Genomic DNA, 23,957 nt, shown 5'->3' on the forward strand with positions numbered 1-23,957 from the left:
CACACACGGAGCGCGCATGGAGCGCGCACGGAGCGCGGGCGCAGCGCAGGCGCAGCGCAGGCGCAGCGCAGGCTGTGGCCAGGGCAGACTGTCCGTCCGGCAGCCCGACCGTCGCGGGGCGCACGGCTGCCGGCCGCGCCACCGCCGGGCGCGACGGCCGCACCGGCGATGCCCGGCGGTTTGCCGAGCTGCCGTCACGGAAAGTTCCCCCCGTACCCAGATGCACCGCGGCACAGGTCACGGGAACAGGAGGCCAGATGGCAGCGGAACCGGTGGAGACCCTTGATCTGGCGGCGTTAGGGGAAGACTTCGTCCGCCATCCGTACGAGGTGTACGCGCGGCTGCGCGAACGGGGGCCGGTGCATCGCGTACGGCTCCCGGAGGGCACGGTCGTCTGGCTGGTGGTCGGCTACGAAGAGGTGCGCGCGGCCCTCAGCGACCCCCGTCTGTCGAAGGATTGGCGGCACGCCCCGTCCGCGCAGTCGCTGCAGCCGGTGTCCATCGGGGTGTCGATGCTCCGCTCCAACGCGCCGCAGCACACCCGCATCCGCGGACTGGTCGCCCGTGCGTTCACCGCGCGCCGGGTGGCCTCGCTCGCGCCACGGGTCCAGGAGATGACCGACGAGCTCCTGGCGGCGATGCTCGCCCTGCCCGAAGGCCGCGGCGACCTCGTCGAGGCGCTGTCCTTCCCGCTCCCGGTCACCGTCATCTGCGAGCTCCTGGGCGTGCCGTTCCTGGAGCGGGAGGCCTTCCGCACCTGGACCGACCTCTTGCTGTCCGGTGCCGCGACGCCGCGGACCAGGGAAGCCCGGACGGCCATGGCCGGCTACCTCGACGACCTGGTGGCGGCGAAGCGCGCCCGGCCCGGCGACGATCTGCTGACCGATCTGATCGCGGTGAGCGACGAGGACGGCGACCGGCTCAGCCGGGACGAACTCCTCGGCATGGCCCAGTTGTTGCTGATCGCCGGCTACGAGACCACCGCCAATCTGATCTCCAACGGGGTCCTGGCCCTGCTCACCCACCCGGATCAGCTCGCCTTGCTGCGCGCCGATCCGTCCCTCATCGACGGTGCGGTCGAGGAGATGCTGCGCTATGACGGCCCGCTGGAGACCTCCACGTTCCGTTTCACCGTCGAGCCGACCGAGATCGCGGGCACGGTGATCCCCGGCGGCGGCGAGGTGGTACTCCCCGTGATCTCCGACTCGGGACGCGACCCCCTGCGGTTCGACGACCCCGGCCGCTTCGACATCACCCGCGACGCCAGGGGCCATGTGGCCTTCGGCCATGGCATCCACTTCTGTCTCGGAGCCCCGCTCGCCCGGCTGGAGGCGCGGATCGCGGTGCGCACGCTCCTGGAGCGCTGCCCGAAACTGGCGTTGGACGCCCATCCGGCCGATCTCACCTGGCGGTTGGGCGCGTTGCTCCGTGGTCCGCGGAGTCTTCCTGTGCGCTGGTTGTGAAGGGCCTGGCCGGCAGACGGCCCTGGCGGTCATGACGGTCAACTCCGCGAGGCACGAACGCCGGTGGCCGTACCCGAAGCGTTCGGGTACGGCCACCGGCGTGTGGCTGCCTGGTGCTCAGCGGACTACTTGGTAAAGCCGATGTGCTCGTAGACCGGGTCCGTCATGCCGAGGGCGCCCATGTTGGCGAGCTTCTTGTTGACCGCCGCGATGTCGGGGCGCTGGTAGAGCGGGAGGACTCCGGCGACCTGCCAGGCCTCGGCGTCGGCCTGGTTGGTCGCCTTGAGCGCGCCGGCCGGGTCGGCGGCGTTGGTGCTGGCGGAGTTGAGGAGGTCGTCGAGCTTCTTGCTGCCGACCTTGGAGTAGTTGTTGCCGCCGTTGGCGGTGTAGACGTTGGTGGAACCGCTCGCGGCGAACGGTGTGCCGAGCAGGGTGTAGGGCGTGACGTCGAAGTCGCCCGGGGTGATGTACTTGTCGAAGAAGTCGTTGCTCGGCACCGTCTGGACCTGCAGCTTCACGCCGACCTGCCGGTACATCTGGGACAGCATCGACCCCTCGTTGGTGGCCGCGGGGGTGCCGGACGGGATGACGAACCGCAGGGACAGCTCCTGGCCGTCCTTCTTGCGGGTCTTGCCGCTGAGCTTCCAGCCGGCCTCGTCGAGCAGCTTTCCGGCCGCCTGCGGGTCGTACTTTCCGAGCTCGCCCGCGTTGTCCTGATACCCCTTCTGGTTGGCGATCAGGAGGTGGTTGTCCAAGGTGGAGGGCTTCCAGCCCAGGCCCTTGAGGTCCGACTTGGCGATCGTGGCGCGGTCGGTGGCCTTGAAGAGAGCCTGGCGGACCTTCGGGTCCTTCAGCTTGGCGCTCTTGCCGTTGAAGGTGAGCTGACGGTAGTTGGGGCCGCCCGCCTCGCGGATTTCGCCGGCCGACACCTTGGAGACCTGCTTGTAGGCGGAGGAGTCGCCGCCGACGTCGAAGTAGTCGACCTCGCCGTTGGCGAAGGCGCCGGGCATCGACCCCTGGTCCATCGCGTGGAACACGATCTTGTCCAGCTTGGGCTTGTCGCCCCACCACTTCGGATCGGCCACCACCGTGACCGTCTTGGCGGACTTGTCGATGGTGCCCACCTTGAAGGCGTTGCCGGTGACCGGGATCTTGTTGACGTAGGCGGTGTTGAAGCTCTCCGGGTCGGAGACGTACTTCGCCGGATACAGCGGCTGGTTGGCCGCCGCGTTGAACATGCCCTTCCAGTCCGCGAACGGCTTGTCGAAGGTCATGACGGCCTCGTAGTCGTCCTTGCCCTTCTTGACGTCCGCCACCTGGTCGAAGCCGACGGTGGAGGTCACCTTGAACGCCTTGTCGTGACCGTCCAGGGCACGGGTGTTGGCGGCGATGTCCTTCCAGGTGATCGGCGTGCCGTCGGACCACTTGGCCTTGGGGTTCAGATGCCAGGTGACCACCTGCTTGCCCTTGACCGTCTTGGAGTCCGCGTCCAGCAGGAACGCCTTGTTCGGCGTCTGCTCGGCGTGCGCGCCCGAGTGCCAAAGGCTCGGCATGAGGGCCTTCATCACCTCGGTGGGGCCGGCCTGCAGTCCGTCGATCTCGACCACGTTCCACTGGGTGGCGAACGTCTGGATGGCCCAGTTCATCGTGCCGCCCTGCTTGAGCTTCGCGGGGTCGGTGGCCTTGATGTTGACGGCGGTCGTTCCCTCCGGAGCCTTCTGCTCCGCGTCGTCGTCCGAGCCGCCGCAGGCGGTCAGTGCCAGCGACGACACGGCGAGGGTCGCGACGAGCGCGAGGGGATATCGGGAGACCTTCACGGATGCCTCTTCCTGAGCTGTCGAAAACGTGCCGGCTATGGATGTGCGGGTGCGGAGCGATGCGGTGCGCAACCGTCGGGTGGGCGGCGTATCACTCTGCCGCGGGCTCGACGACATCGAGCGGCGCCGCGTAATGGCAGGCCGCCGTGTGGTCCGTGCCGAGGACGGCGGTGGCCGGGTCCTCGTCCCGGCAGCGCGCCTGCTCGCTCTCGTCGAGCCCGGCGTACTTCGGGCAGCGGCCCGCGAACCGGCAGCCGGCCGGCACGTCCGCGGGGCTGGGCAGATCGCCTTTGAGCAGGATGCGGCTGCGTTCCCGCTCCTTGCGCGGGTCGGGCAGCGGCACCGCGGACAGCAGGGCCTGGGTGTAGGGATGGGAGGGCGCGGCGAAGACGTCGTCGGCCGCGCCGAGCTCCACGATCCGGCCGAGGTACATCACCGCGATGCGGTCGGCGATGTGCCGGACGACGGACAGGTCGTGGGCGACGAAGAGGTAGCTGAGCCCGAGGCGGGTCTTGAGCTCGTCGAGGAGGTTGAGGACACCCGCCTGGATGGACACATCGAGGGCGGACACCGGCTCGTCGAGGATGACCAGCTTGGGTTCCAGGGCGAGCGCGCGGGCGATGGAGATGCGCTGGCGCTGACCGCCGGAGAACTCCTGCGGGTAGCGGTCGGCGTGCTCGGCCTCCAGGCCGACCATGTCGAGGAGTTCGGGGATACGGGCGGCGATGCGGTCCTTGTCCCAGCCGTGGGTCTTCAGCGGCTCGGCGAGGATGTCGCCGATCGGCATCCGGGCGTCGAGCGCCGCCATCGGGTCCTGGAAGACGATCTGCATATCACGGCGGAGTCCCTTGCGGTCCGCCCGGCTGAGGCCGCGGATGTCCTTGCCGAAGACGGTGACGGTGCCCGCCTGGCCGCTGGGCAGGTCAAGGATCTCCAGCAGGGTGGTGGTCTTGCCGCAGCCGGACTCGCCGACCAGGCCCAGCGTTTCGCCCTCGCGGATGTCCAGGCTGATGCCGTCGACGGCCCGTACGGTGCCGACCGTGCGCTTGACGATCGCGCCCTTGGTGAGCGGGAAGTGCTTGACGAGTCCGTCGAGGGCGAGAACGGTGGGACGCTCCTCGCGCGGCAGCCGCTCGATCGTGCCGGCTTCCGGGAGGACCGGCACCGGGTAGACGGCGTCGCGGTCGAGACCCGCGCCGATCTCGTGGGCGCGGTGGCAGGCGGTGGGGTGGTCGGAGCCCTCGGCGAGGGTCAGCTCCGGTTCCACCGTGTGGCAGCGGTCGATCGCGATGGGGCAGCGCGGGGCGAAGGGGCAGCCGGGCGCCAGGTCGACCATCTTGGGCGGGTTGCCCTCGATGGGGGTGAGCGCGCGGCGTGCGGTGCCCTCCGCGCGGGCCTCGTCCAGCCGAGGGATGGAGCCGAGCAGGCCGATGGTGTACGGCATCCGCGGCCCGTAGTAGACCGCGTCCACCGGACCGGCTTCGACCGGCTTGCCCGCGTACATGACCTGCACCCGGTCGGCGAAGCCGGCGATGACGCCGAGGTCGTGGGTGATCATGACGATGGCGGCGCCGGTGACTTCCTGGGCGGTCTTGAGCACTTCCAGGACCTGCGCCTGAATGGTCACATCGAGGGCGGTGGTGGGCTCGTCGGCAATGATGACCTTGGGGTCGTTGGCAATGGCCATGGCGATCATCGCGCGCTGGCGCATCCCGCCGGAGAACTCGTGGGGGAAGGCGTCCACCCGGCGCTTGGAGTCGGGGATGCCGACCACGTCGAGGAGGTCGATCGCGCGTTTGCGGGCGACCTTCCTGTCCAGGGACTGGTGGACCTGAAGAGCCTCGATGATCTGGTCGCCGACGGAGTAGACGGGGGTCAGCGCGGACAGCGGGTCCTGGAAGACCATCCCGATGTCCTTGCCGCGGATCTTCGAGAGGGCGGCGTCGCCGAGGCCGAGCAGTTCACGGCCGGCGAGCTTGACGGAGCCGGCGACCTCGGCGCTCTCGGGGAGCAGCCCGAGTACGGCCATGGAGGAGACGGACTTGCCGGAGCCGGACTCGCCGACGATGCCGAGTACTTCCCCGGGGCGCACCGCGTAGGAGACGCCGCGTACGGCCTGCACCTCGCCCGCCTCGCTCGGGAAGGAGACCGTCAGATCGCTGACGGCGAGGACGGGCTGCGCCGCGTCAAGGGCCTCGGTGGGCTGGGACGGCCTGGTCTCGGTCACCGTCGGGGTCCTTCCTGGGGCGCGCGGTGCGCGGGGTGCTGGTGATGGTGCTGGGGGTGTACGGCGCGCTTCACGAGGCGGCGCCCCGGCTGCCGGCGGACTGCTCGGGCTCGTCGGGCCGGGTGCCGGCCGCCGTCGCCTGCGCCGGGACCACCTTGGCCACGGACGGTCGCGGCTGCTTCTTCTTGCGGGGCGAACGCGCCTTCGCGCCGGACGCGTTGGGGTCGAGCGCGTCACGCAGTCCGTCGCCGATGAAGGAGATGGAGACGCCGATCAGCACCAGGCAGCCGGCCGGGAAGAAGAACAGCCACGGGTAGGTGGAGGCGTTGGTGGTGTTGTCGGCGATGACCGTGCCGAGGGAGACATCGGGCGCCTGCACGCCGAACCCGAAGTACGACAGGCTGCTCTCGCCGATGACCGCGGCGCCGACCTGGATGACGACGTCGATGATCAGCATCGAGGCCATGCTGGGCAGGATGTGCCGGAAGATGATGACGGGCGCGGGGACGCCCATGTACTTGGCGGCCTTGACGAATTCGCGGTCCTTGAGCGTGAAGGTCATGGAGCGTACGACCCGCCCGGTGACCATCCAGCTGAAGGCGCCGAGCAGGAAGACGAAGACCAGCCAGGTGGCGCCGCGGAACGCGGGCGACAGCACGGCGATGATCAGGAACGAGGGCATCACCAGCAGCAGGTCGACGATCCACATCAGCACCCGGTCGGTCCAGCCGCCGAAGTACGCGGCGAAGGCGCCGACGGTGGCGGAGAGGAAGGTGGAGATGAGACCGACCAGGAGGCCGATGATCAGCGACTTCTGCAGACCGCGCATGGTCAGCGAGAAGAGGTCGACGCCGCCTTGGGTGGTGCCCCACCAGTGGTCCCCGGAGGGGCTGGAGAGGAAGTTCATGAAGTCGTGCTGCTGGTAGTCCCACTTGGTGAGGAACGGGCCGCCGTAGGCGCCGGCGAACAGCAGCACCAGCAGCGCCAGGCCGAGCAGTGCCAGTCGGTTCCGGGCGAAGCGGCGCACCGTCAGCCGCAGTCGTGAGGTACGGGCCTTGGTAGGACGGCCTTCGGCTTCACCGGGCGGGACGGGGCCGGGAGCCGGTTCGGTCGCGGGGGGCAGCTGGACGCTCATCGCGCGCTCTCCTGAGGGGCGGTGGGGGTGGGGGGCCGGTCGGCGACGGATGCGCCTCCCAGCGGCGGCTGGGGGTGGGGGCACCTCCCAGCGGTAGCTGGGGGATCAGCGGACCCGTACGCGCGGATCGAGCGCCGCGTACAGCAGATCGGACAGCACGCCGGCGATCAGCACCAGGACGGCCGTGAACAGCCCGACGGTGGCGACGGAGTTGACGTCCTGTTTGTTGATCGAGTCGACGAGGAGTTCGCCCATGCCGTGCCAGCCGAAGGTCTTCTCGGTGAAGGTCGCTCCGGTGAAGAGCAGCACGATGTTGTAGACCAGCAAGGGCACGACGGGCAGGATCGCGGTCCGCAGGCCGTGCTTGACCAGGGCCTTGCGCCGGCGCAGCCCCTTGGCCCTGGCGGTGCGCAGGAAGTCGCTGCCGAGGACGTCGAGCATGGTGGAGCGCTGGTAGCGGCTGTAGAGCGCCACCTGAAGGATGATCAGGGTCAGCGCCGGGAGCAGCATGTGCTGGGCCCGGTTGACGAGGGCGTCGAGGTTCCACTGCCCCGCGTACTGCGGGTCGTACTCGCCGAGGACCTTGATGGTCTGCGTGCCGTCGTTGAGCGCGGTGGCGCCGATCTTGAGCGCGACGCCGATCACGAACACCGGCATGGCCAGCACGAAGAACGAGGCGAGGGTGGTGAACCGGTCGAAGAGGCGGTACTGGCGGATGGCGCCGAACGCGCCGAGCGCGACACCGCCGAGGGAACCGATGAGGGTGGCGATCAGCAGGAGCCGGGTGGAGACGCCCACCCGGCGGCCGAAGTCGTCGTTGACGTCGTCACCTTCGATGGTCTTGCCGAGGTCGCCGTGGACGACGCCCTCCGCCCAGTGTCCGAACCGGGACAGGATCGGGGTGTCCGGGTTCATGTTGTAGTCGTCGAGTGTCTTGGTGATGGACGACTCGGGCAGCGGCGGGTTGCGCCCCTCGAACTTGGCGCGCGGGTTGAGGCTGAGCCCGGCCATAAAGTACGTCAGGGACGCGGCGACGACGACCAGGACCAGGTAGTTCGCCAATCGGCGCAGCAAATATCGGCCCATGGTGATGTCTCTCCTCGTGCGCACCGAATCAGCCATGTGCAGCTGAAGTGGGGATCGGTGCGGATCGAGCACATCCTTCTTGCCATCGACACATTTGTCGATCACAAGATGTTTACGGACCGGTAACGCCAACTACCCCGCCAGTCAAGGGTATTGCGGCTACTACCACGACAATCGATGGCCATCATGGAGCAGAGCTTTCGAATCCCAGGCGTGCACCGCTCTCCCGCGTAGCGAAACCCGATAGTCGGACACCGCGTGAACGTGATACGGCACCACGGGAGTTGACGAAGACTTTACGCCGGAGGGGGTATCGGGGGACGCCCGGGCTGACGGGGCGTCCGAAGTGGGTGAGGGGTGTCCCGTCCAGTGGTGTGATCGCCGCAGTGGTCTCGACACCCTCGCCGTGCAGCAGATGGCGCATGCGGGTGAGGTCGGCGTACGCGTCGTCGAGGGAAGTGCCGTTCGGGGGAAGGGCGGGTGTCGCAGAGGGAGACCGGTCCGCGCGGCTCGTACGTTCGGTCGGCATGACGTACGTATCGGCTGATCACACATCCGGCCCCACCCGCCGCACCGCGCTCGCCGGGCTCGTCGGTGGGGCCGGGGCCGTACTGGCCTCCGGGTGCAGCACCTCGGACACCTCGCCCGCGACGGCGCCCGAGACCCGACGCACAGCACGGGCCTACGCCTCGGCGAGCGATCCCACGCCCGGTGTGATGACGCTCTTCAAGGACCCCGGCTTCAACTTCAACGGGCTCCTTGCGCTCGGCGCGGCCGGCTACGGGGCCGGTGAGGTGGGCGAGGTACTGACCGCCGTGAACACCATCAACAAGGCCGGCCTCTCCGCGCAGACGTACACCGAGACCTTCAGGAAGCTCGGCGATCAGCTGAGGGAACCGCCTCAGGACAGCGAGCCCGGGGCGCAGACCACACGGTTCCGGGACCTGCGGGCCGCGCAGTACTACGGCCAGGGGCTCTTCTTCGTCCTCGGTTCCCACACCCCCGGCAGCGAGGAGCAGCTGTACCAGGCGGGGCGCGACGCCTGGGACGCGTTCTGCCGGCGGTGCGACCCGGCGCCGGTGACGGCCCGCGTCCCGTACAAGAAGACCCCGCTGCCCGTGTGGTTCTTCCGGCCGGACGGCTCCGGCAAGCGGCGCCCCACCGTGATCCTCACCAACGGCAGCGACGGGCAGAACGTCGACATGTGGACCTATGGCGTCCAGGCCGCCCTTCAGCGCGACTGGAACGCCCTGGTGTACGACGGTCCCGGACAGGGCCAGTTGCTCTTCGTCGACCAGGTGGTCTTCACGCCACGCTGGGAGAGGGTCGTCACCCCGCTCGTCGACTGGCTGTCCGCCCGCTCGGACGTGGACAGCGGCAAGATCGCCCTGACCGGGCTGAGCATGGCCGGCAATCTGGCCCCCCGGGCCGCGGCCTTCGAGCACCGGATCGCCGCGCTGGTGGCGATGCCCGGTGTGCTCACGCCCTGGCTGGGCTTTCCTCCGGAGATCCGGGAAGTTCTCACCCCGGACAAGAAGAAGACCAACGCCATCTGGAACAACGAGGTCGTCCCGGACCTGCCGCCGTCCGCGGCCGCCACGATGAAGAAGCGCTTCGAGCCGTTCTCCGTGCCGGCGATGCTCGCGGCCCGCAAGGGCAAGATGTTCACCGACTTCTACACCCCTGCCACCCTCATCAAGTCGCTGGACATCACGGACGTCGTCGGCCGGATCACGATGCCCACGCTGGTGCTCGACTACGAATTCGAGCAGTTCTACCCGGGACAGCCGCGCCAGATGTTCGACAAACTCAGGGCTCCCAAGGACTACGTAAAGCTCACCGCGGCCACCGGCGCGCAGTTGCACTGCTCCCCGATGGCCCCGCAGCAGCACTGCGAGGTCGTCTTCGACTGGCTTCAGGAGAAACTGACCGGCAGCTGACTTCCGCGGCGGCCTCCCCCGGCCGGGCCGGAACGGCTTCCACCTGGCGCGGCGCACCGCATCTGCGCCCTGCACGCCCTCCGGCCTGCCGTACCGGGTCCGTGGCGCTCTTGCACGGCGCGGAGAGTACGGCCAGTGTGGGGACGGCGGCCCGTGGCCGCCGGTGGGTTCGTCACACCTCTGGAGTGCGCGTGGCTTCCTTCGTACTGCCTCATGCCCTGCACGGACGGGGATCGCACAAGGTCATCGCCGTGCACGGCTGGTTCGCCGACAGGTCCGCCTTCGACCCGGTCCTGCCGGATCTCGATCAGGGCGCCTTCCAGTACGCGCTGGTCGACCTCCGTGGCTATGGCGAGGCGAGGGGCGCGGCCGGCGCCTACACGTCGGGCGAGGGCGCGGCCGATGTACTCGCGCTCGCCGACCGGCTGGGCTGGGAGCGGTTCTCGGTGGTCGGGCATTCGATGGGGGCAAGCGTCGTCCAACGGGTACTGGCCGCGGCTCCGCACCGGGTGCGCAGGCTGGTGGGGATCTCGCCGGTCCCGGCCTCCGGGCTGCCGCTGCCACCGCAGCAGTGGGAGCTGTTCTCCTCGGCGGCGCACGCGCCGGAGAACCGGCGGGCCATCATCGATCTCACCACCGGCGGGCGGCGCCCCGCCGCTTGGCTGGACCGGATGGTGCGGCGGTCCCTGGAGCGCAGTGATCCGAAGGCGTTCCGGTCCTGGCTGGATTCCTGGTCAGGGGAGACGTTCTCTGCCGAGGTCGAGGGCTCGGCCGTACCGGCGCTCGCGGTGACCGGGGCGCTGGATCCCGCGCTGACCGCCGACCTGGCACGTGCGACATGGATGCGCTGGTACGCCAACAGCCGGCTGGTCGAACTGCCCTCGGCAGGGCACTACGCCATGGACGAAACCCCGCTGGAGCTGATCCGGGCCGTGGAGGACTTCCTGCGCGCCGACGGTGACGGCGACGGAAACGGCGACGGGGACGGGGACGGGGACGGGGACAGCAACGGCGACGGAAACGCCGACGGCAACGGTGACGGGCCCGAAGGCGGATGACCGTGCCCGCTGGTGGTGCGGCTCAGCCGGGCGCCCGGGGCGTGCCGGACGTGCGGGATGCGCCGGGCGTCCCTGACGTCTTCGACCCGCGCGGCTACGCCGACGGTCTGCCGCACGCGGCGTACCGGCTCCTGCGGGAGCGGCATCCGGTGGCCTGGCAGGAGGAGCACGAAGTGCTCGGCTGGCCGGCCGGCCCCGGCTTCTGGGCGGTCACGCGCCATGAGGACGTCGTACGGGTGCTGAAGGACGCGGCCAGGTTCTCCTCCCATCTGGGAGCCACCCAGATCCGCGACCCGGACCCCGCCGATCTGCCGTTCATCCGCCGCATGATGCTCAATCAGGATCCCCCCGGCCACGGGCGGCTGCGGCGCCTGGTCAGCCGTGCCTTCACCCCTCGCCGCATCGAGCGGTTCGGCTCGGCCGTCCGCGAGCGGGCCCGTGACCTGCTGACCTCGGCGGTCGATGCCGCGCGTGCGGGGAACGGGGTGCGCGACCTCGTCACCGATGTCACCGACGACTTCGCGCTGCTCAACCTCGCCGATCTGCTCGGGGTGCCGCCCGCTGAACGCGGACTGCTCCTGGCCTGGACCCGGCGCGTCATCGGCTACCAGGACCCGGATGAGTCCGGCCCGGCCGCCCCGGGCCCGGACGGTCGCCCCGCCGACCCGCGGTCCCCGGCGATGCTGCAGGACATGTTCGGCTTCGCGCGTGAGCTGGCCGCCCACAAACGGCGGCATCCGGGCGACGACGTGATGACCGTGCTGGCAGCGGACGGCGAACTGGCCACGCCCGAGCTGGAGATGTTCTTCTTCCTGCTGACCATCGCGGGCAACGACACCGTACGCAGCGCGGCCCCCGGCGGCCTGCTGGCGCTGGCCCGGCACCCGGAGGCGTACCGCCGCCTGCGCACCGGCGCGGTGGGGACGGCGACGGGGGTGGAGGAGCTGCTGCGCTGGCATCCGCCGGTGCTCAGCTTCCGCCGGACCGCCGTGTGCGACACCGAGCTGGCCGGGCAGCGGATACGCGCCGGCGACAAAGTGGTCGTCTTCCACGGTTCGGCGAACTTCGACGAGCGGGCCTTCGCCACCCCGCACCTCCTGGACCTGTCCCGCTCCCCCAACCCCCATGTCTCGTTCGGTGACGGCCCGCACATCTGCCTGGGCGCACACCTCGCCCGGTTGCAACTGCGGGTGCTGTACGAGGAGACGGCCCGCCTGGTGCCCTCCCTGGCGCTCGCCAAGCGGCCCCGGCGGCTGGTGTCGAACTTCATCAACGGGCTCAAGTCGCTGCCTTTGCGGCTGGTGGAGCCTGCAGCAGCGCGGCGGTGAGGGGGTGTTGCGGGTCTGCGAGGAGCTGACCGGTCGGGCCCTGTTCGACGAGGCGGCCCCGGTCGAGCACGGCGGTGCGGGTGGCCAGGGCCGCGGTGTCGCGGTCATGGGTGATCAGGAGCAGGGACAGGTCCGGGTGGGCCCCCAGGAGCCGGTCCAGGAGGGCGCGGAGGTTCCGGCGCGCGACGGTGTCCAGGCCGGAGGTGATTTCGTCGCAGATCAGGACCCTGGGGCGGGCCAGCAGGGCGCGGGCCAGGGCGGCGCGCTGGAGTTCGCCGCCGGACAGCTCCGATGGCTTGCGGCGTACCAGGTCACCGGCGAGCCCGAGGGCGCTCAGGGTGTGCTCGGCCTCGGCCAGCGCCTCGGGGACGGGGACCCGGCGCAGGCGTACGGCCGTGCGGCTCACCTGGTCGAGGACCGGGCGGTATGCGTCGAAGGCGGCCCGTGCGTCCTGGAAGACGTACTGCACTGCCGCCAGTTGTTCGCGGGTACGGTCGCGGAGGCTGCGGGGAAGTACGGCCCCGTCGAGCAGCATCTCGCCGTCGTAGGTCCGGTGGAGGCCGGCCAGGCATCGGGCGAGCGTGGTCTTGCCGCTGCCCGAGCGGCCCACGAGGGCTGAGCAGCCCGGCGGGAGCCGGAGACCGACGGCGTGCAGGACCGGGGACCTGCCGTGGCGGGCGGTGAGGGCCCGCACCTGGAGCACGGGCTTGGGGGCGGCGGGGGCGGTCAGGGAATTACCGTGCCGCGCACCGGCGTCCGGGGTGGTGGCGCTGTGGTGGGCGGGCGCGGTATCCGACGGCCCGGCGGAACCTGCTTCGGTGAGGAGTTCGCGGGTCCAGGGGTGCTGTGGGGAGCGCCAGAGTCCGTCCGGTGAGCCGGACTCCACGATGCGGCCGGCCCGCAGGACGTGGATCTCATCGGCCAGGGCACGGACGACGTCGAGGTCGTGGCTCAGGAGCAGGATCGCGAGGCCCTGCCGGGCCAGGGCGACCAGGTGGCCGGCGATCTGCCGCTTCGTCAGTGCGTCCTGGCCGGTGGTCGGTTCGTCGGCGACGAGGGTGGTGGCACCGCTCAGGAGGGCCTGGGCGAGAACGATACGTTGCTGCTGGCCACCGGAGAGCTGGTGGGGGAAGCGGTGCAGCAGGGCTTCGCCGTCGGGTATCCGGGCCTGGTCGAGGGCGCGCAGCAGGTGCTGACGGGCGGCGGGGCGGCGGGCGCGGCGGGGCAGGTGGCGTACCCGGCTGCGGGCGATGTCCCGGAGGAGGGCGGCCACCGGCCGGGCGGGGTTGAGGACGGCGGCGGGATGCTGCGGTACGTAACCGATGAGGCCGTCGGGGACGCGCACCTCGCCGGTCACCGTGGCGCCGGGCGGAAACTCGCGGAGCAGGGCGAGCCCGGTGGTGGTCTTGCCGCTGCCGGAGGCACCGATCAGCGCGGTGACCTGGCCGGGCGGCACCCGGAGGCTCACCCCGTCGACAAGGGCCCGGCCGCCGGTCTCGACACGGAGGTCCTGGACCCGGGCGATGTCGGTGGCGTTCATGGGTGGCTCTTCTCGCTGCGCCCCGGCCCGGCGGCCGTGGCATCGGTGGGCGGGGTGTCGGGGGCCGTGGCATCGGTGGGCAGGGGGTCAGGGCTTGAGCCGGGTCGCGGTGCACGGTGCCGCCGGGAGCCCCGTCCGGGCCGCGGGGCACGGTCCGGCCGCGGTGCACGGCCCCGCCGCTGTCGTGGTCCGCTTCGGTCGAGGGCGGCGTCGAAGAGCAGGTTGGTGCCCATGGTCAGGGCCATGATCAGCACGGCGGGCAGCGCGACGGCCCAGGGCTGGACGAACATGCCCGTCCGGTTGCGGTCGACCATCACCGCCCAGTCGGCGGCGTCCGGTTCGGCACCGACGCCGAGGAAGGCGGCCGTGGCCACCAGATAGAGCACGCCGGTCAGCCGTACCCCGGCATCGGCGGCAAGGGTGCGCAGGGCCGAGCGGCCGGCGTAGCCCACGGCGGTCCGCCACCAGGTCTCACCCTGCATGCGCAGCGCCTCGACCGCGGGCGAAGCGGCCGCCTCGGCGGCGGCCGCCCGGACGGTCCGGGCGGCATCCGGGATGCTGACCAGCGCCACCAGAAGGGCGAGCCCGCCGGCACCGGGCGTCAGGACCGCCGCCACCAGCAAGATGACCAGGAGCGACGGCACGGCGAGCAGGATGTCCAGGGGGCGCATCACGAGCTCTTCCAGCCAGCGGCGGTGGGTCAGCGCGCCGAAGAGGCCCAGGGGCAGCGCCACCGCGTAGGCCAGCGCGGTCGCCGCGAGCGCGGTCAGGACCACGGGGCGGCCACCGAGCAGCACCTGCCGCCAGACGTCCCGTCCGACGAAGTCGGTGCCGGCCCAGTGGCCGCCGCCCGCGGTGAAGGACGCGGCCCGTGGCCCGGGCTCCCCCGCGAACAACGGCCCGAGCAGGGCGAGCAGCAGCGGGACGGCGACGATCAGCAGGGCGAAGGTGAAGCGTCCCCGGCCGCCGGTCGTCCGTGTCCTCATGCCGCCTCCCCGGTTCGCGGCACGAAGCGGTAAGTGACCAGGTCGGCACCCAGGTTGAGGACGACGGCGGTGCATCCGAAGACGACCGCCAGGCCCTGGAGGACGGGGACATCGCGTTCCGCGACGGCGTTCATCAGGACGGTTCCGAGCCCGGGAATCACGAAAAGGGCCTCCACGACGATGACACCGCACAGCAGCCAGTCGACCGTGCGGGCGAGCTGTTGGGCGGCGGGCCCCAGGGCGTGGGGCAGGGCGTGCGCGTAGCGGATGCGCGCGCCGGGGATGCCGTAGCGGCGGGCATGGGTGACGTACGGCGACGCCAGTGCGTCGATCATGCCGGCCCGGACCAGGCGCGTCAGCGAGCACACCGGGCGGGCCAGCAGGACGAGTACCGGCAGCACCAGCGCCGCGGGATGGCTGAGCAGATCACCGCCGTACCCCACGGCGGTCGGTGGCAGCAGGCCCAGGTGCAGCGCGAAGACCGCGACCAGCAGCACCCCGAGGACGAACTCCGGTACGGCGTACACGGCCAGGGTCACCGAACTGATGAGCCGGTCCCCCAGCCGTCCCTCGTAGCGGGCGGCCAGCACACCGAGGCCGCCGGCGGCCGGCACCAGCAGGAGCAGGGTGAGCGCGGCGAGCAGAAGGGTCGGCCCGAAGCCGTCACCGATGGCGGAGCTGACCGGCCGGCCGGAGGTCAGCGAGCTGCCGAGGTCCCCGTGCAGCAGTCCGGCCGCCCACTCCCCCAGGCGCTCGGCGGCGGGCCGGTCCAGGTGCAGGGTCTCCCGGATGGCGGCGATCCGCCCTGGGTCGGGCTGGTCACCGGCGAGCGCCACCGCGGCGTCGCCGGGCAGCGCCTCGGTGAGGGCGAAGACCAGCAGGACGACCGCGGCGGTCTGCCCGGCGCCGAGCAGCAGCCGGCGTGCCCACCACGACCGCAGGCCGGTCATGCGAGCCACACCTTGTCGAAGCGGGCCCAGTCGAGCGTGTTCGCGGGGGAGGTGTGCGCCACTCCGCGGACCGTGCGGGCGGTGCCCAGGATCCAGTCGGCGAAGCCCCAGACCAGGAAGCCGCCCTCGGCGTGCAGCCGGCGCTGCATGCGCGCGTACACGGCGGCCCGGTCCTGCGGGTTCTTGGTGGACTGGGCCTGCTGGTAGAGCGCGTCGAAGTCCTTGTGCCGCCACTGGGTGGCGTTGGTGGGGGAACCGGACAGCAGCCGCTGGGAGAAGTGTGACTCGATGGGCATCGCTCCGGAGCGGTAGCAGCACAGGGTTCCGGAATCGAGGGTGTCCTGCCAGTAGCTGTCCTTGCTGCCCATCGCCACCTTCACCCGTACTCCGGCCCGGGCGGCCTGGTCGCGGAAGATGGCGGCGGCCTCGGTGAAGCCGGCCGCGGCGGCGGAGGTGTCCAGGGTGACCCGCAGTCCGTCGGCGCCCGCCCGTTTCAGCAGATGGCGGGCCCGGTCCAGGTCCTGTGCGCGCTGCGGCAGGCCGTCCGCGTAGTACTCGTACCCCTTGCCGAACAGGTCGTTGCCGATCACACCGGCGCCGGAGAGCGCGCCGTCGACGAGTTCCCTGCGGTCGGCGAGGAGGAAGAACGCCTCGCGCACCCGCTTGTCGTCGAACGGTGCCCGGTCGGTCTTCATCGCGAAGGCCTGCATCGCGCTGTTGCGCAGCCGTACGATCTCGATCTGGCCCTTGCCCTCGTGTGCGCGGGCCGTCGTCGGCGTCAGCTCGTGGGCGTACTCGATCTGGCCGCCCAGCAGGGAGTTGAGGCGCGCGGACTCCTCATTGGCGACCAGGAACTCCAGTTGGTCCAGATGGGGCGCCCCCTCCCAGTAGTCGTCGTTGCGCCGGAAGAGGGCGGAGCGTCCCGGCGTGAAGGAGACGAAGCGGAAGGGGCCGCTGCCGACCGGCGCGCGGTCGAAGTCCTGCGCGCCCTCGGGGACGATGTAGGCGCCGAACGCGGCCAGCAGATGGGGGAATTCGGCCATCGGCCGCTTCAGCGCGAACTCGACGGTCCGCGCGTCGGGAGCCCGGCTGGCGGTGAGGTCGAGGGGTTCGAGCGAGGCCTTGGCGCGGAACGCCTGGCGGGGGTCGGTGATGCGGCGGTAGCTGTAGAGGACGTCCCGGGCGGTGACCGGCTTGCCGTTGTGGAAGGACGCCGTGCGCAGCTTCACCGTCCAGCGGTCCAGTCGGGCGTTCGGTTCCCAGGACGCGGCGAGCCGTGGCTCGGCGGAGAGGTCGGCTCCGAAGTCGGCGAGCTTGTCAAAGAGGGCCTTGGCGCGCGCGGCGTCGGCGAAGAGGTTGGCCAGGTGCGGGTCCAGGGTCTCGCTCGCACCGCCTCCGGCGAACGCGGCGCGCAGCTTTCCGCCCCGGCGGGGTGTGCCACCGCCGTCGGCGCCGTCACCGGAGGGGCCGTGGCATCCGGCGAGCGCCGGCGCAGCGACTCCGGCGGCACCGAGTCCGGCCACGGCGAGGAAGCCGCGGCGGCGCAGGCCGGGAAAGCGGGGGGTGTTGAGGGGACCGTCGTCCATGGCGGTTTCCTTGCTGTGTGCGGGGCGGAGGCGTGGGAGAGGGCGGCGTCGCGGGAGAGAGCGGCGGGTGTCAGTCATCCCGGGTCAACCGGGCGACGAGGTGCAGCCGGTCCCGGTCGGCGGATCCGCCCGGAGCGTCGCCCTCCTGCCAGACGGGCTGTGTCCGCGGCCCCGGCCCGTCGTACAGATCGACGGCTTCAAAGCCGTGCGCGGCGAGGAGGTGACGCAGTTCCTGGGGGAAGAGAAGCCGCCATGCGGAGCGCTGCTCGTACGGCGGGGAGCCGTCGTCGGCGGTCCAGATGCGGGTGCGGCGCAGGAGTTGGGCAGTGCGGTCGACGGACAGGGTGGTGGTGGAGGTGTAGGTGGTGCCCTGCCAGGTGAAGCCGTGGACGGCTGGGGCGTCGAGCAGGCCGGTGCGGCCGAGGAAGTAGGCGCCGTTGCGCATCTCGGCCAGCAGCAGGCCGCCGGGTGCGAGGCTGCGCCGGCAGGAAGCGAGGAAGCCGTCGAGTTCGGCGTTGGTGTGGCAGTAGAGCAGGGCGCTGTCCAGACAGACGACGGCGTCGAAGGGCTCCTCGTGGAGGCCGAGTTCCGGGAGGCCGAAGTCGCGGAGGTCGGCTCGGCGGTAGTCCGGTCCGGGGTGGTGGGTGCGGGCGTGCGCGAGCATCGCCTCGGAGAGGTCGGCCGCGACGACCGTGCGTCCCGCCGCATGCAGATGTGCGGCGTCGCGTCCGGTGCCGCAGCCGATGTCCAGGACGCGGTTTCCCGCGCCGTGCCGTCGCAGGCAGTCCTCGGCCCAGCGGCCGGCCAGGCGGTCGGTGTCGGGGAAGCGTGCCTCGTAGAGTTCCGGATTGTCCGTCAGGAGGTTTTCGTGGCCCGTTTCGTGACGCGTCCGGGATGGCACAGGTACTGCTGCGTCCGGGGTCTCCCTGTGCGGTCTCACGCCTTTCCCTCCGTCGCGGCCTTCGTGACCCTCGTGGTCGTCGTGTCCGTCGCCAACTCCTCGGTGACACGCCCCGGCAGGGCCCGCATCCGGTGCAGCCAGGCGACACCGGCAGCGGAGACCAGGCCGAAGGCGAGCGCGCACGCCCAGGGCAGCCAGGGCGTACGGGTGTGCTCCCCGGTGTCCATGGCCCAGCCGATGACGGTGTTGCCCACCGCGGCGGCGATGCCGGAGACCACGTAGAACAGCCCGAAGTACGTGCCGGTGAGCTCGGCGCGGCCGAAGGCGGGGATCAGCTCCATCACGAATGGCTGAGCGATCATGACGCCCAGGTAGAGCAGCAGCGCCCCGGCCAGTACGGGCAGTGCGTGCAGGGCGGCGGCCCCGGGGCCGCCGGGCGGCGCTACCGGACCGGCGACGGCCATCGGCGGTACGAAGGCGAGTCCCATCAGTGCGAGCCCCGCGCAGATCCACCGTGCCCGGTCGCCGCGCCGCTTGAGGGCGCGCGTGATCCGCAGCTGCAGCGAGAGGTTGGCGACGGTGCCGACGAGGAAGACGAGGCCTGCCGCACCGTCCCAGCCGGTGGCCCGCCGCGCGCCGTCGGGCAGCAGCAGGTACAGCTGGTTCTGCAGGGTGAACATGCCGACCATGGCCAGGGCGAAGGCCACAAAGGCGCGGTTGCCGAGTACTTCGCGCCAGTCGCCGAGGACGCTGTTCGTGGCCGTGGCGACCGTGCGGGCGGGCAGTACGACGGCCTGGGCGACGGTGAGCAGCGCGAAGAGGGCTGCGGCGGTGAGCGCGGAGGCCCGGAAGTCGACGAGCAGCAGAGCGCTGCCGAGCAGCGGCCCCACCAGCGCCCCGGTGGTCGCGAAGACGTTGAAGAGGGCGAAGGCCTCGGCCTTGCGGTCGCCCGCCTCCTGGGCGAGGTAGGCGCGGACCGCGGGGTTGAACAGTGCCCCGGCGAGTCCGCTGAGGACGGACGCGGCGAGGAGTACGGCCAGGCCGTCGCCGAGCGCGAAGAGCCCGAAGCCGACGGTTCGCAGCGCGCAGCCGGCGATGATGACCCCCCGCGCCCCCAGCCGGTCGGAGGCCGAGCCGCCGATGAGGAACAGCCCCTGCTGACTCAGGTTGCGGACGCCGAGGACGATGCCGACGACCGCGGCGGACATCCCCAGGTCCTCCCCCAGATGCACGGCGAGGTACGGGATGAGCAGGTAGAAGCCGGTATTGACGCCGAGCTGGTTGAGCAGCAGAAGTCGGATCGCGAGCGGAAAGCGGCGCATCTCGTGCCAGATCTTCACCGCGGTGCCTCCACACCGCGGGCCGGCTCCGCCGGCGTCCCGGGCGGCGGTGGCCCGCCGCGCGCCGGCCGTACGCCGAGGCCCGGCTGCCCGCCGGCGCCCACCGTGCCGTCGGTGCCGCCGATGCCGGTCCAGGGGTCGTGGGCGAGCAGCAGGTGGCCGTCGAGGTCGGTCCAGCGGGCGCGGTCGGCGAGGTGGACGGCGGGGGCGAGGCCGAGGGTGCTGGCGGTGAGGCAGCCGAGCATCAGCGCGGTGCCGCTGCCGGCGATCAGGTCGGCGATGCGCAGCGCCGCGGTGACACCACCGCATTTGGCGAGCTTGACGTTGAGGCCGTGCACCCGGCCGGCCAGCCGCCGGGCGTCCTCGACACCGACCGCGTCCTCGTCGGCGATGACCGGCAGCGGCGAGCGTTCGGCCAGCCGGGCCAGCGTCTCCGGGTCGCCGGGGGCGAGCGGCTGCTCCACCGCTTCGACGCCGAGGTCCGCGTAGCGGGGCAGCAGGGCTTGGGCCAGGGCCGGGGTCCAGCCGCCGTTGGGGTCGAGCAACAGCCGCGCGTCCGGCGCGGCACGGCGTACGGCCCGTACCCGGTCGAGGTCGTCCTCGGGATCCGGGAGACCGGCCTTGATCTTGAGGACGGAGAAGCCCTGCCGGGCCAGCCGGCCCGCCTGCTCCGCGGCCGCCCCCGGCGAGGTGATGCCGATCGTGCGGGCGGTGGCGGCCCGCGGCGCCCCCGTGCTCCCGAGCAGCCGGTACACGGGGACGCCGGCGCGCTTGCCGACGAGGTCGAGCAGTGCGGACTCCACGGCCGCCGTCACCGCCGCGGGCGTGCCGGGTACGGGCAGTTCGCCGGCGCGCAGGGCGGCGAGTGCGCTCTCGGGGTCGGCCCAGCGGGCGAGTTCTCGTGCGGCCCCGTTCAGCAGCCGGGCGAGGGTGGCGGCGTCCAGTCCGTAGTAGGTGCTGGTCACGGCCTCGCCGTAGCCGTGGTGGCCGTGGTGTTCGATGGTGAGCCACACGGCGTCGCGGGCCGCCATGGTGGAGCGGGATATCCGTAGTGGTGTGGTGAGTTCGAGTCGTACGGTGCGCTGACTGGCCTTCACGGGGATTCTTTCCGGGTGGTGCGGCGGGCGGAGCGGGACGGTCCGGCGGCGGGCGCAGGGGCGGGGTGCGGGCCGGGCCCCGCGGGGAGCGGGTCGAGCGGGGCGGGGGACGGGAGGGCCGGTGAGGGAGGGCGGCGGTCGCCGTCCGCGGCGGAGGGGGCGAGCGGGTCGGCGACCGTCCGGCAGCGGGCCCATCCGGTCGCCTCCGCCGCCTGCGGGTGCGGGATCTCGACCGGCCGGGTGGCGGCACAGGTCAGGTCCAGGCCGTGGGCGGTGGCGAAGTCGTCGTCGTAGACGCTGCTCAGGTAACGCTGCGGCCCGTCGGGGAAGACCGTGGCGACCTCGGCTCCGGGATGGACGCGGGCGGCCCACGCGGCGACGAGTGCGACCGCGCCGGTGCTCCAGCCGCCGCTGACGAAATTGCCGGCGGCGAGCCGGCGGCAGGCGTCGGCGGACTCGGCCGGGCCGACCCAGTGCACCTCGTCGAACGCGTCATAGGCGACATTGCGCGGGTGGATGCTGCTGCCCAGTCCCCGCATCAGCCGGGCCCTGGCGGGCTGGCCGAAGATCGTCGATCCGGTGGCGTCCACCCCGATCAGGCGTAGCCGCGGCCAGTGCCGGCGCAGAGGAGCGACGATTCCGGCGCTGTGGCCTCCGGTGCCGACGCTGCACACCAGGACGTCGAGGTGGTCGAGCTGTGCCGCCATCTCGGCGGCGAGGGAGCCGTAGCCGGCCACGTTGTCGGGGTTGTTGTACTGGTCGGGCCAGTACGCGCCGGGCAGTTCGGTGAGGAGCTGCCGCAGCCGGGCCAGCCGGGCCTCCTGCCAGCCGCCCTCGGCCGCGGGCCGGTCGGCCAGTTCGAGCCGGACGCCGTAGGTCCGCAGCAGGCGGCGCATCGAGGGCTCCAGTTCGGCGTCGCCGACCAGCACGACCGGGTGGCCGAGCGCCTGTCCCGCGAAGGCCAGGCCGATGCCGAGGGTGCCGGAGGTGGACTCGACCACGGGGGCGCCAGGGCGCAGTTCGCCGCGCTCCTCGGCGCCGAGCAGCATGGAGACGGCGGCACGCGCCTTCATGCCGCCCGCGCCGAGCCCTTCGAGCTTGGCCCAGAATCCGGGGTGCGGGCAGGGCAGATCGGTGGTGACGCGCGCGAGCGGGGTACGGCCGAGCAGACCGAGGAGTTCCCGGTTTCCGGTGGGGTGGACGACGGCGGTGGTCATCGGGCGGCTCCGGGGGCGGCGGTGCGGTAGCGGTGGACGGTGCCCGGTCCGCCGTCGAGCCAGAAGAACGGGTAGGGCTCCGCGCACACCGCACTCACCCCTGAGCCGAGGAACCGCGGCAGTACCGCGCTGCCGGTCTGGGCGAACATCACCAGGGGCTTGCCGTGGCGCCGGGCATGTTCCCGCAGCGGCTCGAAGCTGCCGTTGCCGAGCGTCATCCCGGAGGCGAGGACCGCGTCGCAGCCCGCCAACTCGGCGAGCGCATCGGTGCGTACGGGCTCGCCCCACTCCGTCGTGCCGCCCTTGAGGTCGCACGGCACGTACGACAGACCGCGGTCCCGCAGCGCCTCCAGCAGCGAGTTGACCACCCCGACGACGAGCACCCGGGCGCCGGGCGCGGCGTCGACCAGTCCGGTGACGGCCCGCGCCCTGGCCCGCGACTTCCGCAGCGACGACCCGGCGGGCAGCGACCAGGGCCGGGCTCCGTTCGCGGGCGTGTGCGGACGTACCCGCATCAGATACGCGTCGAGGGCGGCCACCCGCACCGGGCGCAGCTCGTGCTCCAGGAGGCGGGCGAGGTCCGCGCCGACGCAGTCGTCGATGGCGGCGTCCGGCATCTCGCCGGGCTCCACCGCGCAGGAGCCGACCGCCGATTCGAGGCGCAGGCTCAGCACTTCGTTGCGGTAGCCACCGCCGCGGCCCTCGTGGCGGACGGCCTGGCGGGTGCTGAAGGCGACGGCGATCCGCTGGGTACGCGGGTCCGGCCCGAACTCGCCACCGAGGACACGGGCCACGAGATCGTCGTACGACGCGGCCGGGGCGTGGGGGGCGAGGCCGTCGTACGAAGCGGCCGGGGTCCGGGGTGCGAGGGTGCGGGTATCCACCTGGTTCATCGGTTCACCACCCGCACCCGCAGCTCTGCCAGCAGCGCTTCGACGCGCCGGCGCGCGGCCGGGCCGTCGGCGTCGCCGGCCATGACGTGTCCCAGGTACGCGTTGTTGCTGCCGGCTTCCTTGACCGCCGTTCCGGGCTCGGCGAGCTGGAGTTCGAGCACTCCCGGCGCCGTTGCCACGCGGTCACCGCCGTCGATTCCCTCCAGTACGCCCGCGGTCCGCGGCACCAGGAAGCCGATGGCGGCGCTGCGCAGTCCGGTCTCCCGGGTACGCAGATCGGGCCGCTGTCCCCGGGCCACGTCCACACAGGCCGCTGCGGCGTCGATGCCGGTGACATGGCGGATCAGTTCGGTGATGCGGTTGCCCGCCGGCCGGGGGTTGACCTCGACCAGGCGCGGTCCGTCCGGTGTCAGCTTGATCTCGGTGTGCGCCACGACGCCGTCGAGTCCGAGTGCGTCGATCGCCCGGACGGCCAGCTCCCGCGCGGCCGCCGCATCGCCGGCCGGCAGTTCCGCGGGGAACATATGGCCGGTCTCGATGAAGGCCGGCGCCCCGTCGATGCTCTTGTCGGTCACCCCGATCACCTGGGTGCTGCCGTCGAACGTCACGGTCTCGACGCTGACTTCAGGGCCGTGGAGCAGTTCTTCGAGGAGGACCAGGGGCGCCCGGTGCTGACCGCGGGCGTTGACGGGAAAGCCGTCGAGCGCACGGTAGGCACGGGTCAGCTCCGCTTCGTCGTCGACGCGTCGTACGAACATCCCCGCGCACAGGTCCACCGGCTTCAGCACCAGCGGATACCCGATCTCCGCGGCCGCGGCGGCGGCTTCGGAGCGGTCCGCGCAGACCGCGAAGCGCGGTCCTGGCACCCCTGCGGCGGCAAGCAGCTGCCGGGTGGCGTCCTTGCGGCAGGCGCTGTCGACCGCCTCGGGCGACGGGCCGGGAAGACGGAGACGGGCGGCGATCCGCGCGACCGTCGGGAGGTAGTAGTCGCAGGAGGTGAGCACCCCGTCGAAGCCGAGCGCGGAGTGCAGCCGCGCCACGTACGGCAGCAGTGTGGCGCGGTCATTGGTGTCGGCGGTCAGCACATGGCGGGCGCCCAGCAGGGGGTGGGCGGTGCCCTCGGGTGCGGTGCGCAGGTAGTGGTGCAGGTCGCGGGTGAGGAAGGTGAACTCGTGTCCGCCCTCGCGGATCGCGCGTGGGAGCAGCCGGCTCATCGCTCCGACCCAGCTCTCGACCATCAGCAGATGAGCCACGTTTTCCCTTCTTCGCAGGCGTTGTCCGCGCATGGTGGCGGCGGCTTTTGACGGGGCGTCGGCGCCGTGACAGGGGTCGCCGGGCTTGACCGGCTCACACTGTAAACGATAATCATTTTCATTGCCACCACGTTCAGCGG

Annotated in this window: 18 protein-coding genes; 4 read left to right on the forward strand and 14 right to left on the reverse strand. The window is 71.8% G+C overall.

The window, feature by feature from the left end:
* Positions 1 to 257 precede the first annotated feature (257 nt).
* The gene (locus tag CFW40_RS00880) at positions 258 to 1,463 is read left to right on the forward strand and encodes a cytochrome P450 (protein WP_088795909.1); all 1,206 of its coding nucleotides are present in this window, start codon (positions 258 to 260) and stop codon (positions 1,461 to 1,463) included.
* Positions 1,464 to 1,588: 125 nt separating this feature from the next.
* Here the strand turns inward: CFW40_RS00880 and CFW40_RS00885 are convergent, their stop codons facing one another.
* From CFW40_RS00885 to CFW40_RS00900, 4 genes are all read right to left on the reverse strand, one after another.
* The gene (locus tag CFW40_RS00885; RefSeq protein WP_088795910.1) at positions 1,589 to 3,280 is read right to left on the reverse strand and encodes an ABC transporter family substrate-binding protein; all 1,692 of its coding nucleotides are present in this window, start codon (positions 3,278 to 3,280) and stop codon (positions 1,589 to 1,591) included.
* Between the two features lie 91 nt (positions 3,281 to 3,371).
* Positions 3,372 to 5,507 (reverse strand): ABC transporter ATP-binding protein, encoded by a 2,136-nt coding sequence (locus CFW40_RS00890; RefSeq protein ID WP_088795911.1) that lies wholly within the window; start codon positions 5,505 to 5,507, stop codon positions 3,372 to 3,374.
* A 70-nt stretch (positions 5,508 to 5,577) separates the two neighbouring features.
* Positions 5,578 to 6,642: an ABC transporter permease gene (locus CFW40_RS00895; protein ID WP_088795912.1), complete on the reverse strand. Its 1,065-nt coding sequence runs from the start codon at positions 6,640 to 6,642 to the stop codon at positions 5,578 to 5,580.
* Between the two features lie 105 nt (positions 6,643 to 6,747).
* The gene (locus tag CFW40_RS00900) at positions 6,748 to 7,728 is read right to left on the reverse strand and encodes an ABC transporter permease (protein ID WP_088795913.1); all 981 of its coding nucleotides are present in this window, start codon (positions 7,726 to 7,728) and stop codon (positions 6,748 to 6,750) included.
* Positions 7,729 to 8,255: 527 nt separating this feature from the next.
* Between CFW40_RS00900 and CFW40_RS00905 the strand changes: the two genes are divergently transcribed.
* From CFW40_RS00905 to CFW40_RS00915, 3 genes are all read left to right on the forward strand, one after another.
* Complete coding sequence (locus CFW40_RS00905; RefSeq protein WP_088795914.1) at positions 8,256 to 9,668, forward strand: S9 family peptidase; 1,413 nt, start codon at positions 8,256 to 8,258, stop codon at positions 9,666 to 9,668.
* A 191-nt stretch (positions 9,669 to 9,859) separates the two neighbouring features.
* Positions 9,860 to 10,726, forward strand: coding sequence for an alpha/beta fold hydrolase (locus tag CFW40_RS00910; protein ID WP_088795915.1), 867 nt, complete (start codon positions 9,860 to 9,862; stop codon positions 10,724 to 10,726).
* Entirely contained in the window at positions 10,723 to 12,054 is a 1,332-nt protein-coding gene (locus CFW40_RS00915) for a cytochrome P450 (protein WP_088795916.1), read from the forward strand. Before CFW40_RS00910 ends, CFW40_RS00915 begins: the two co-directional genes overlap by 4 nt.
* Here CFW40_RS00915 and CFW40_RS00920 read toward each other — a convergent pair.
* The 10 genes from CFW40_RS00920 to CFW40_RS00965 form a co-directional block, all read right to left on the reverse strand.
* Positions 12,005 to 13,594: an ABC transporter ATP-binding protein gene (locus tag CFW40_RS00920; protein ID WP_088795917.1), complete on the reverse strand. Its 1,590-nt coding sequence runs from the start codon at positions 13,592 to 13,594 to the stop codon at positions 12,005 to 12,007. The genes CFW40_RS00915 and CFW40_RS00920 overlap by 50 nt on opposite strands.
* A complete protein-coding gene (locus tag CFW40_RS00925; protein ID WP_088795918.1) occupies positions 13,591 to 14,580 on the reverse strand; it encodes an ABC transporter permease subunit in 990 nt (329 codons plus the stop codon). The genes CFW40_RS00920 and CFW40_RS00925 overlap by 4 nt, the downstream gene beginning before the upstream one ends.
* Entirely contained in the window at positions 14,577 to 15,530 is a 954-nt protein-coding gene (locus tag CFW40_RS00930) for an ABC transporter permease (protein ID WP_088795919.1), read from the reverse strand. Before CFW40_RS00930 ends, CFW40_RS00925 begins: the two co-directional genes overlap by 4 nt.
* Positions 15,527 to 17,116: an ABC transporter substrate-binding protein gene (locus CFW40_RS00935; RefSeq protein WP_088795920.1), complete on the reverse strand. Its 1,590-nt coding sequence runs from the start codon at positions 17,114 to 17,116 to the stop codon at positions 15,527 to 15,529. Before CFW40_RS00935 ends, CFW40_RS00930 begins: the two co-directional genes overlap by 4 nt.
* A 70-nt stretch (positions 17,117 to 17,186) precedes the next feature.
* Positions 17,187 to 18,017, reverse strand: a complete 831-nt coding sequence (locus CFW40_RS00940; RefSeq protein WP_088795921.1) for a class I SAM-dependent methyltransferase — start codon at positions 18,015 to 18,017, stop codon at positions 17,187 to 17,189.
* A 35-nt stretch (positions 18,018 to 18,052) separates the two neighbouring features.
* On the reverse strand, positions 18,053 to 19,339 hold the full coding sequence (locus CFW40_RS00945) for an MFS transporter (protein ID WP_371127335.1): 1,287 nt from the start codon (positions 19,337 to 19,339) through the stop codon (positions 18,053 to 18,055).
* A gap of 14 nt (positions 19,340 to 19,353) precedes the next feature.
* Entirely contained in the window at positions 19,354 to 20,454 is a 1,101-nt protein-coding gene (locus CFW40_RS00950) for a dipeptide epimerase (RefSeq protein WP_088795923.1), read from the reverse strand.
* Positions 20,451 to 21,671 carry a PLP-dependent cysteine synthase family protein gene (locus CFW40_RS00955; protein WP_088795924.1) on the reverse strand — a complete coding sequence of 407 codons (1,221 nt, stop codon included), beginning with the start codon at positions 21,669 to 21,671 and terminating at the stop codon, positions 20,451 to 20,453. The genes CFW40_RS00950 and CFW40_RS00955 overlap by 4 nt, the downstream gene beginning before the upstream one ends.
* Entirely contained in the window at positions 21,668 to 22,564 is an 897-nt protein-coding gene (locus tag CFW40_RS00960; RefSeq protein ID WP_088795925.1) for a Rossmann-like domain-containing protein, read from the reverse strand. The genes CFW40_RS00955 and CFW40_RS00960 overlap by 4 nt, the downstream gene beginning before the upstream one ends.
* The gene (locus tag CFW40_RS00965) at positions 22,561 to 23,817 is read right to left on the reverse strand and encodes an ATP-grasp domain-containing protein (RefSeq protein WP_088795926.1); all 1,257 of its coding nucleotides are present in this window, start codon (positions 23,815 to 23,817) and stop codon (positions 22,561 to 22,563) included. Before CFW40_RS00965 ends, CFW40_RS00960 begins: the two co-directional genes overlap by 4 nt.
* Between the last annotated feature and the right edge of the window lie 140 nt (positions 23,818 to 23,957).

The sequence above is a fragment of the Streptomyces sp. 2114.4 genome, from assembly GCF_900187385.1.
GTDB lineage: Bacteria > Actinomycetota > Actinomycetes > Streptomycetales > Streptomycetaceae > Streptomyces > Streptomyces mooreae.

Excerpts from the sequence above, each read along its gene's own strand:
- CFW40_RS00880 (WP_088795909.1), top strand. The coding sequence starts at position 258 with ATGGCAGCGGAACCGGTGGAGACCCTTGATCTGGCGGCGTTAGGGGAA.
- CFW40_RS00895 (WP_088795912.1), bottom strand. The coding sequence starts at position 6,642 with ATGAGCGTCCAGCTGCCCCCCGCGACCGAACCGGCTCCCGGCCCCGTC.
- CFW40_RS00900 (WP_088795913.1), bottom strand. The coding sequence starts at position 7,728 with ATGGGCCGATATTTGCTGCGCCGATTGGCGAACTACCTGGTCCTGGTC.
- CFW40_RS00905 (WP_088795914.1), top strand. The coding sequence starts at position 8,256 with ATGACGTACGTATCGGCTGATCACACATCCGGCCCCACCCGCCGCACC.
- CFW40_RS00915 (WP_088795916.1), top strand. The coding sequence starts at position 10,723 with ATGACCGTGCCCGCTGGTGGTGCGGCTCAGCCGGGCGCCCGGGGCGTG.
- CFW40_RS00920 (WP_088795917.1), bottom strand. The coding sequence starts at position 13,594 with ATGAACGCCACCGACATCGCCCGGGTCCAGGACCTCCGTGTCGAGACC.
- CFW40_RS00925 (WP_088795918.1), bottom strand. The coding sequence starts at position 14,580 with ATGAGGACACGGACGACCGGCGGCCGGGGACGCTTCACCTTCGCCCTG.
- CFW40_RS00930 (WP_088795919.1), bottom strand. The coding sequence starts at position 15,530 with ATGACCGGCCTGCGGTCGTGGTGGGCACGCCGGCTGCTGCTCGGCGCC.
- CFW40_RS00935 (WP_088795920.1), bottom strand. The coding sequence starts at position 17,116 with ATGGACGACGGTCCCCTCAACACCCCCCGCTTTCCCGGCCTGCGCCGC.
- CFW40_RS00945 (WP_371127335.1), bottom strand. The coding sequence starts at position 19,339 with ATGCGCCGCTTTCCGCTCGCGATCCGACTTCTGCTGCTCAACCAGCTC.
- CFW40_RS00955 (WP_088795924.1), bottom strand. The coding sequence starts at position 21,671 with ATGACCACCGCCGTCGTCCACCCCACCGGAAACCGGGAACTCCTCGGT.
- CFW40_RS00960 (WP_088795925.1), bottom strand. The coding sequence starts at position 22,564 with ATGAACCAGGTGGATACCCGCACCCTCGCACCCCGGACCCCGGCCGCT.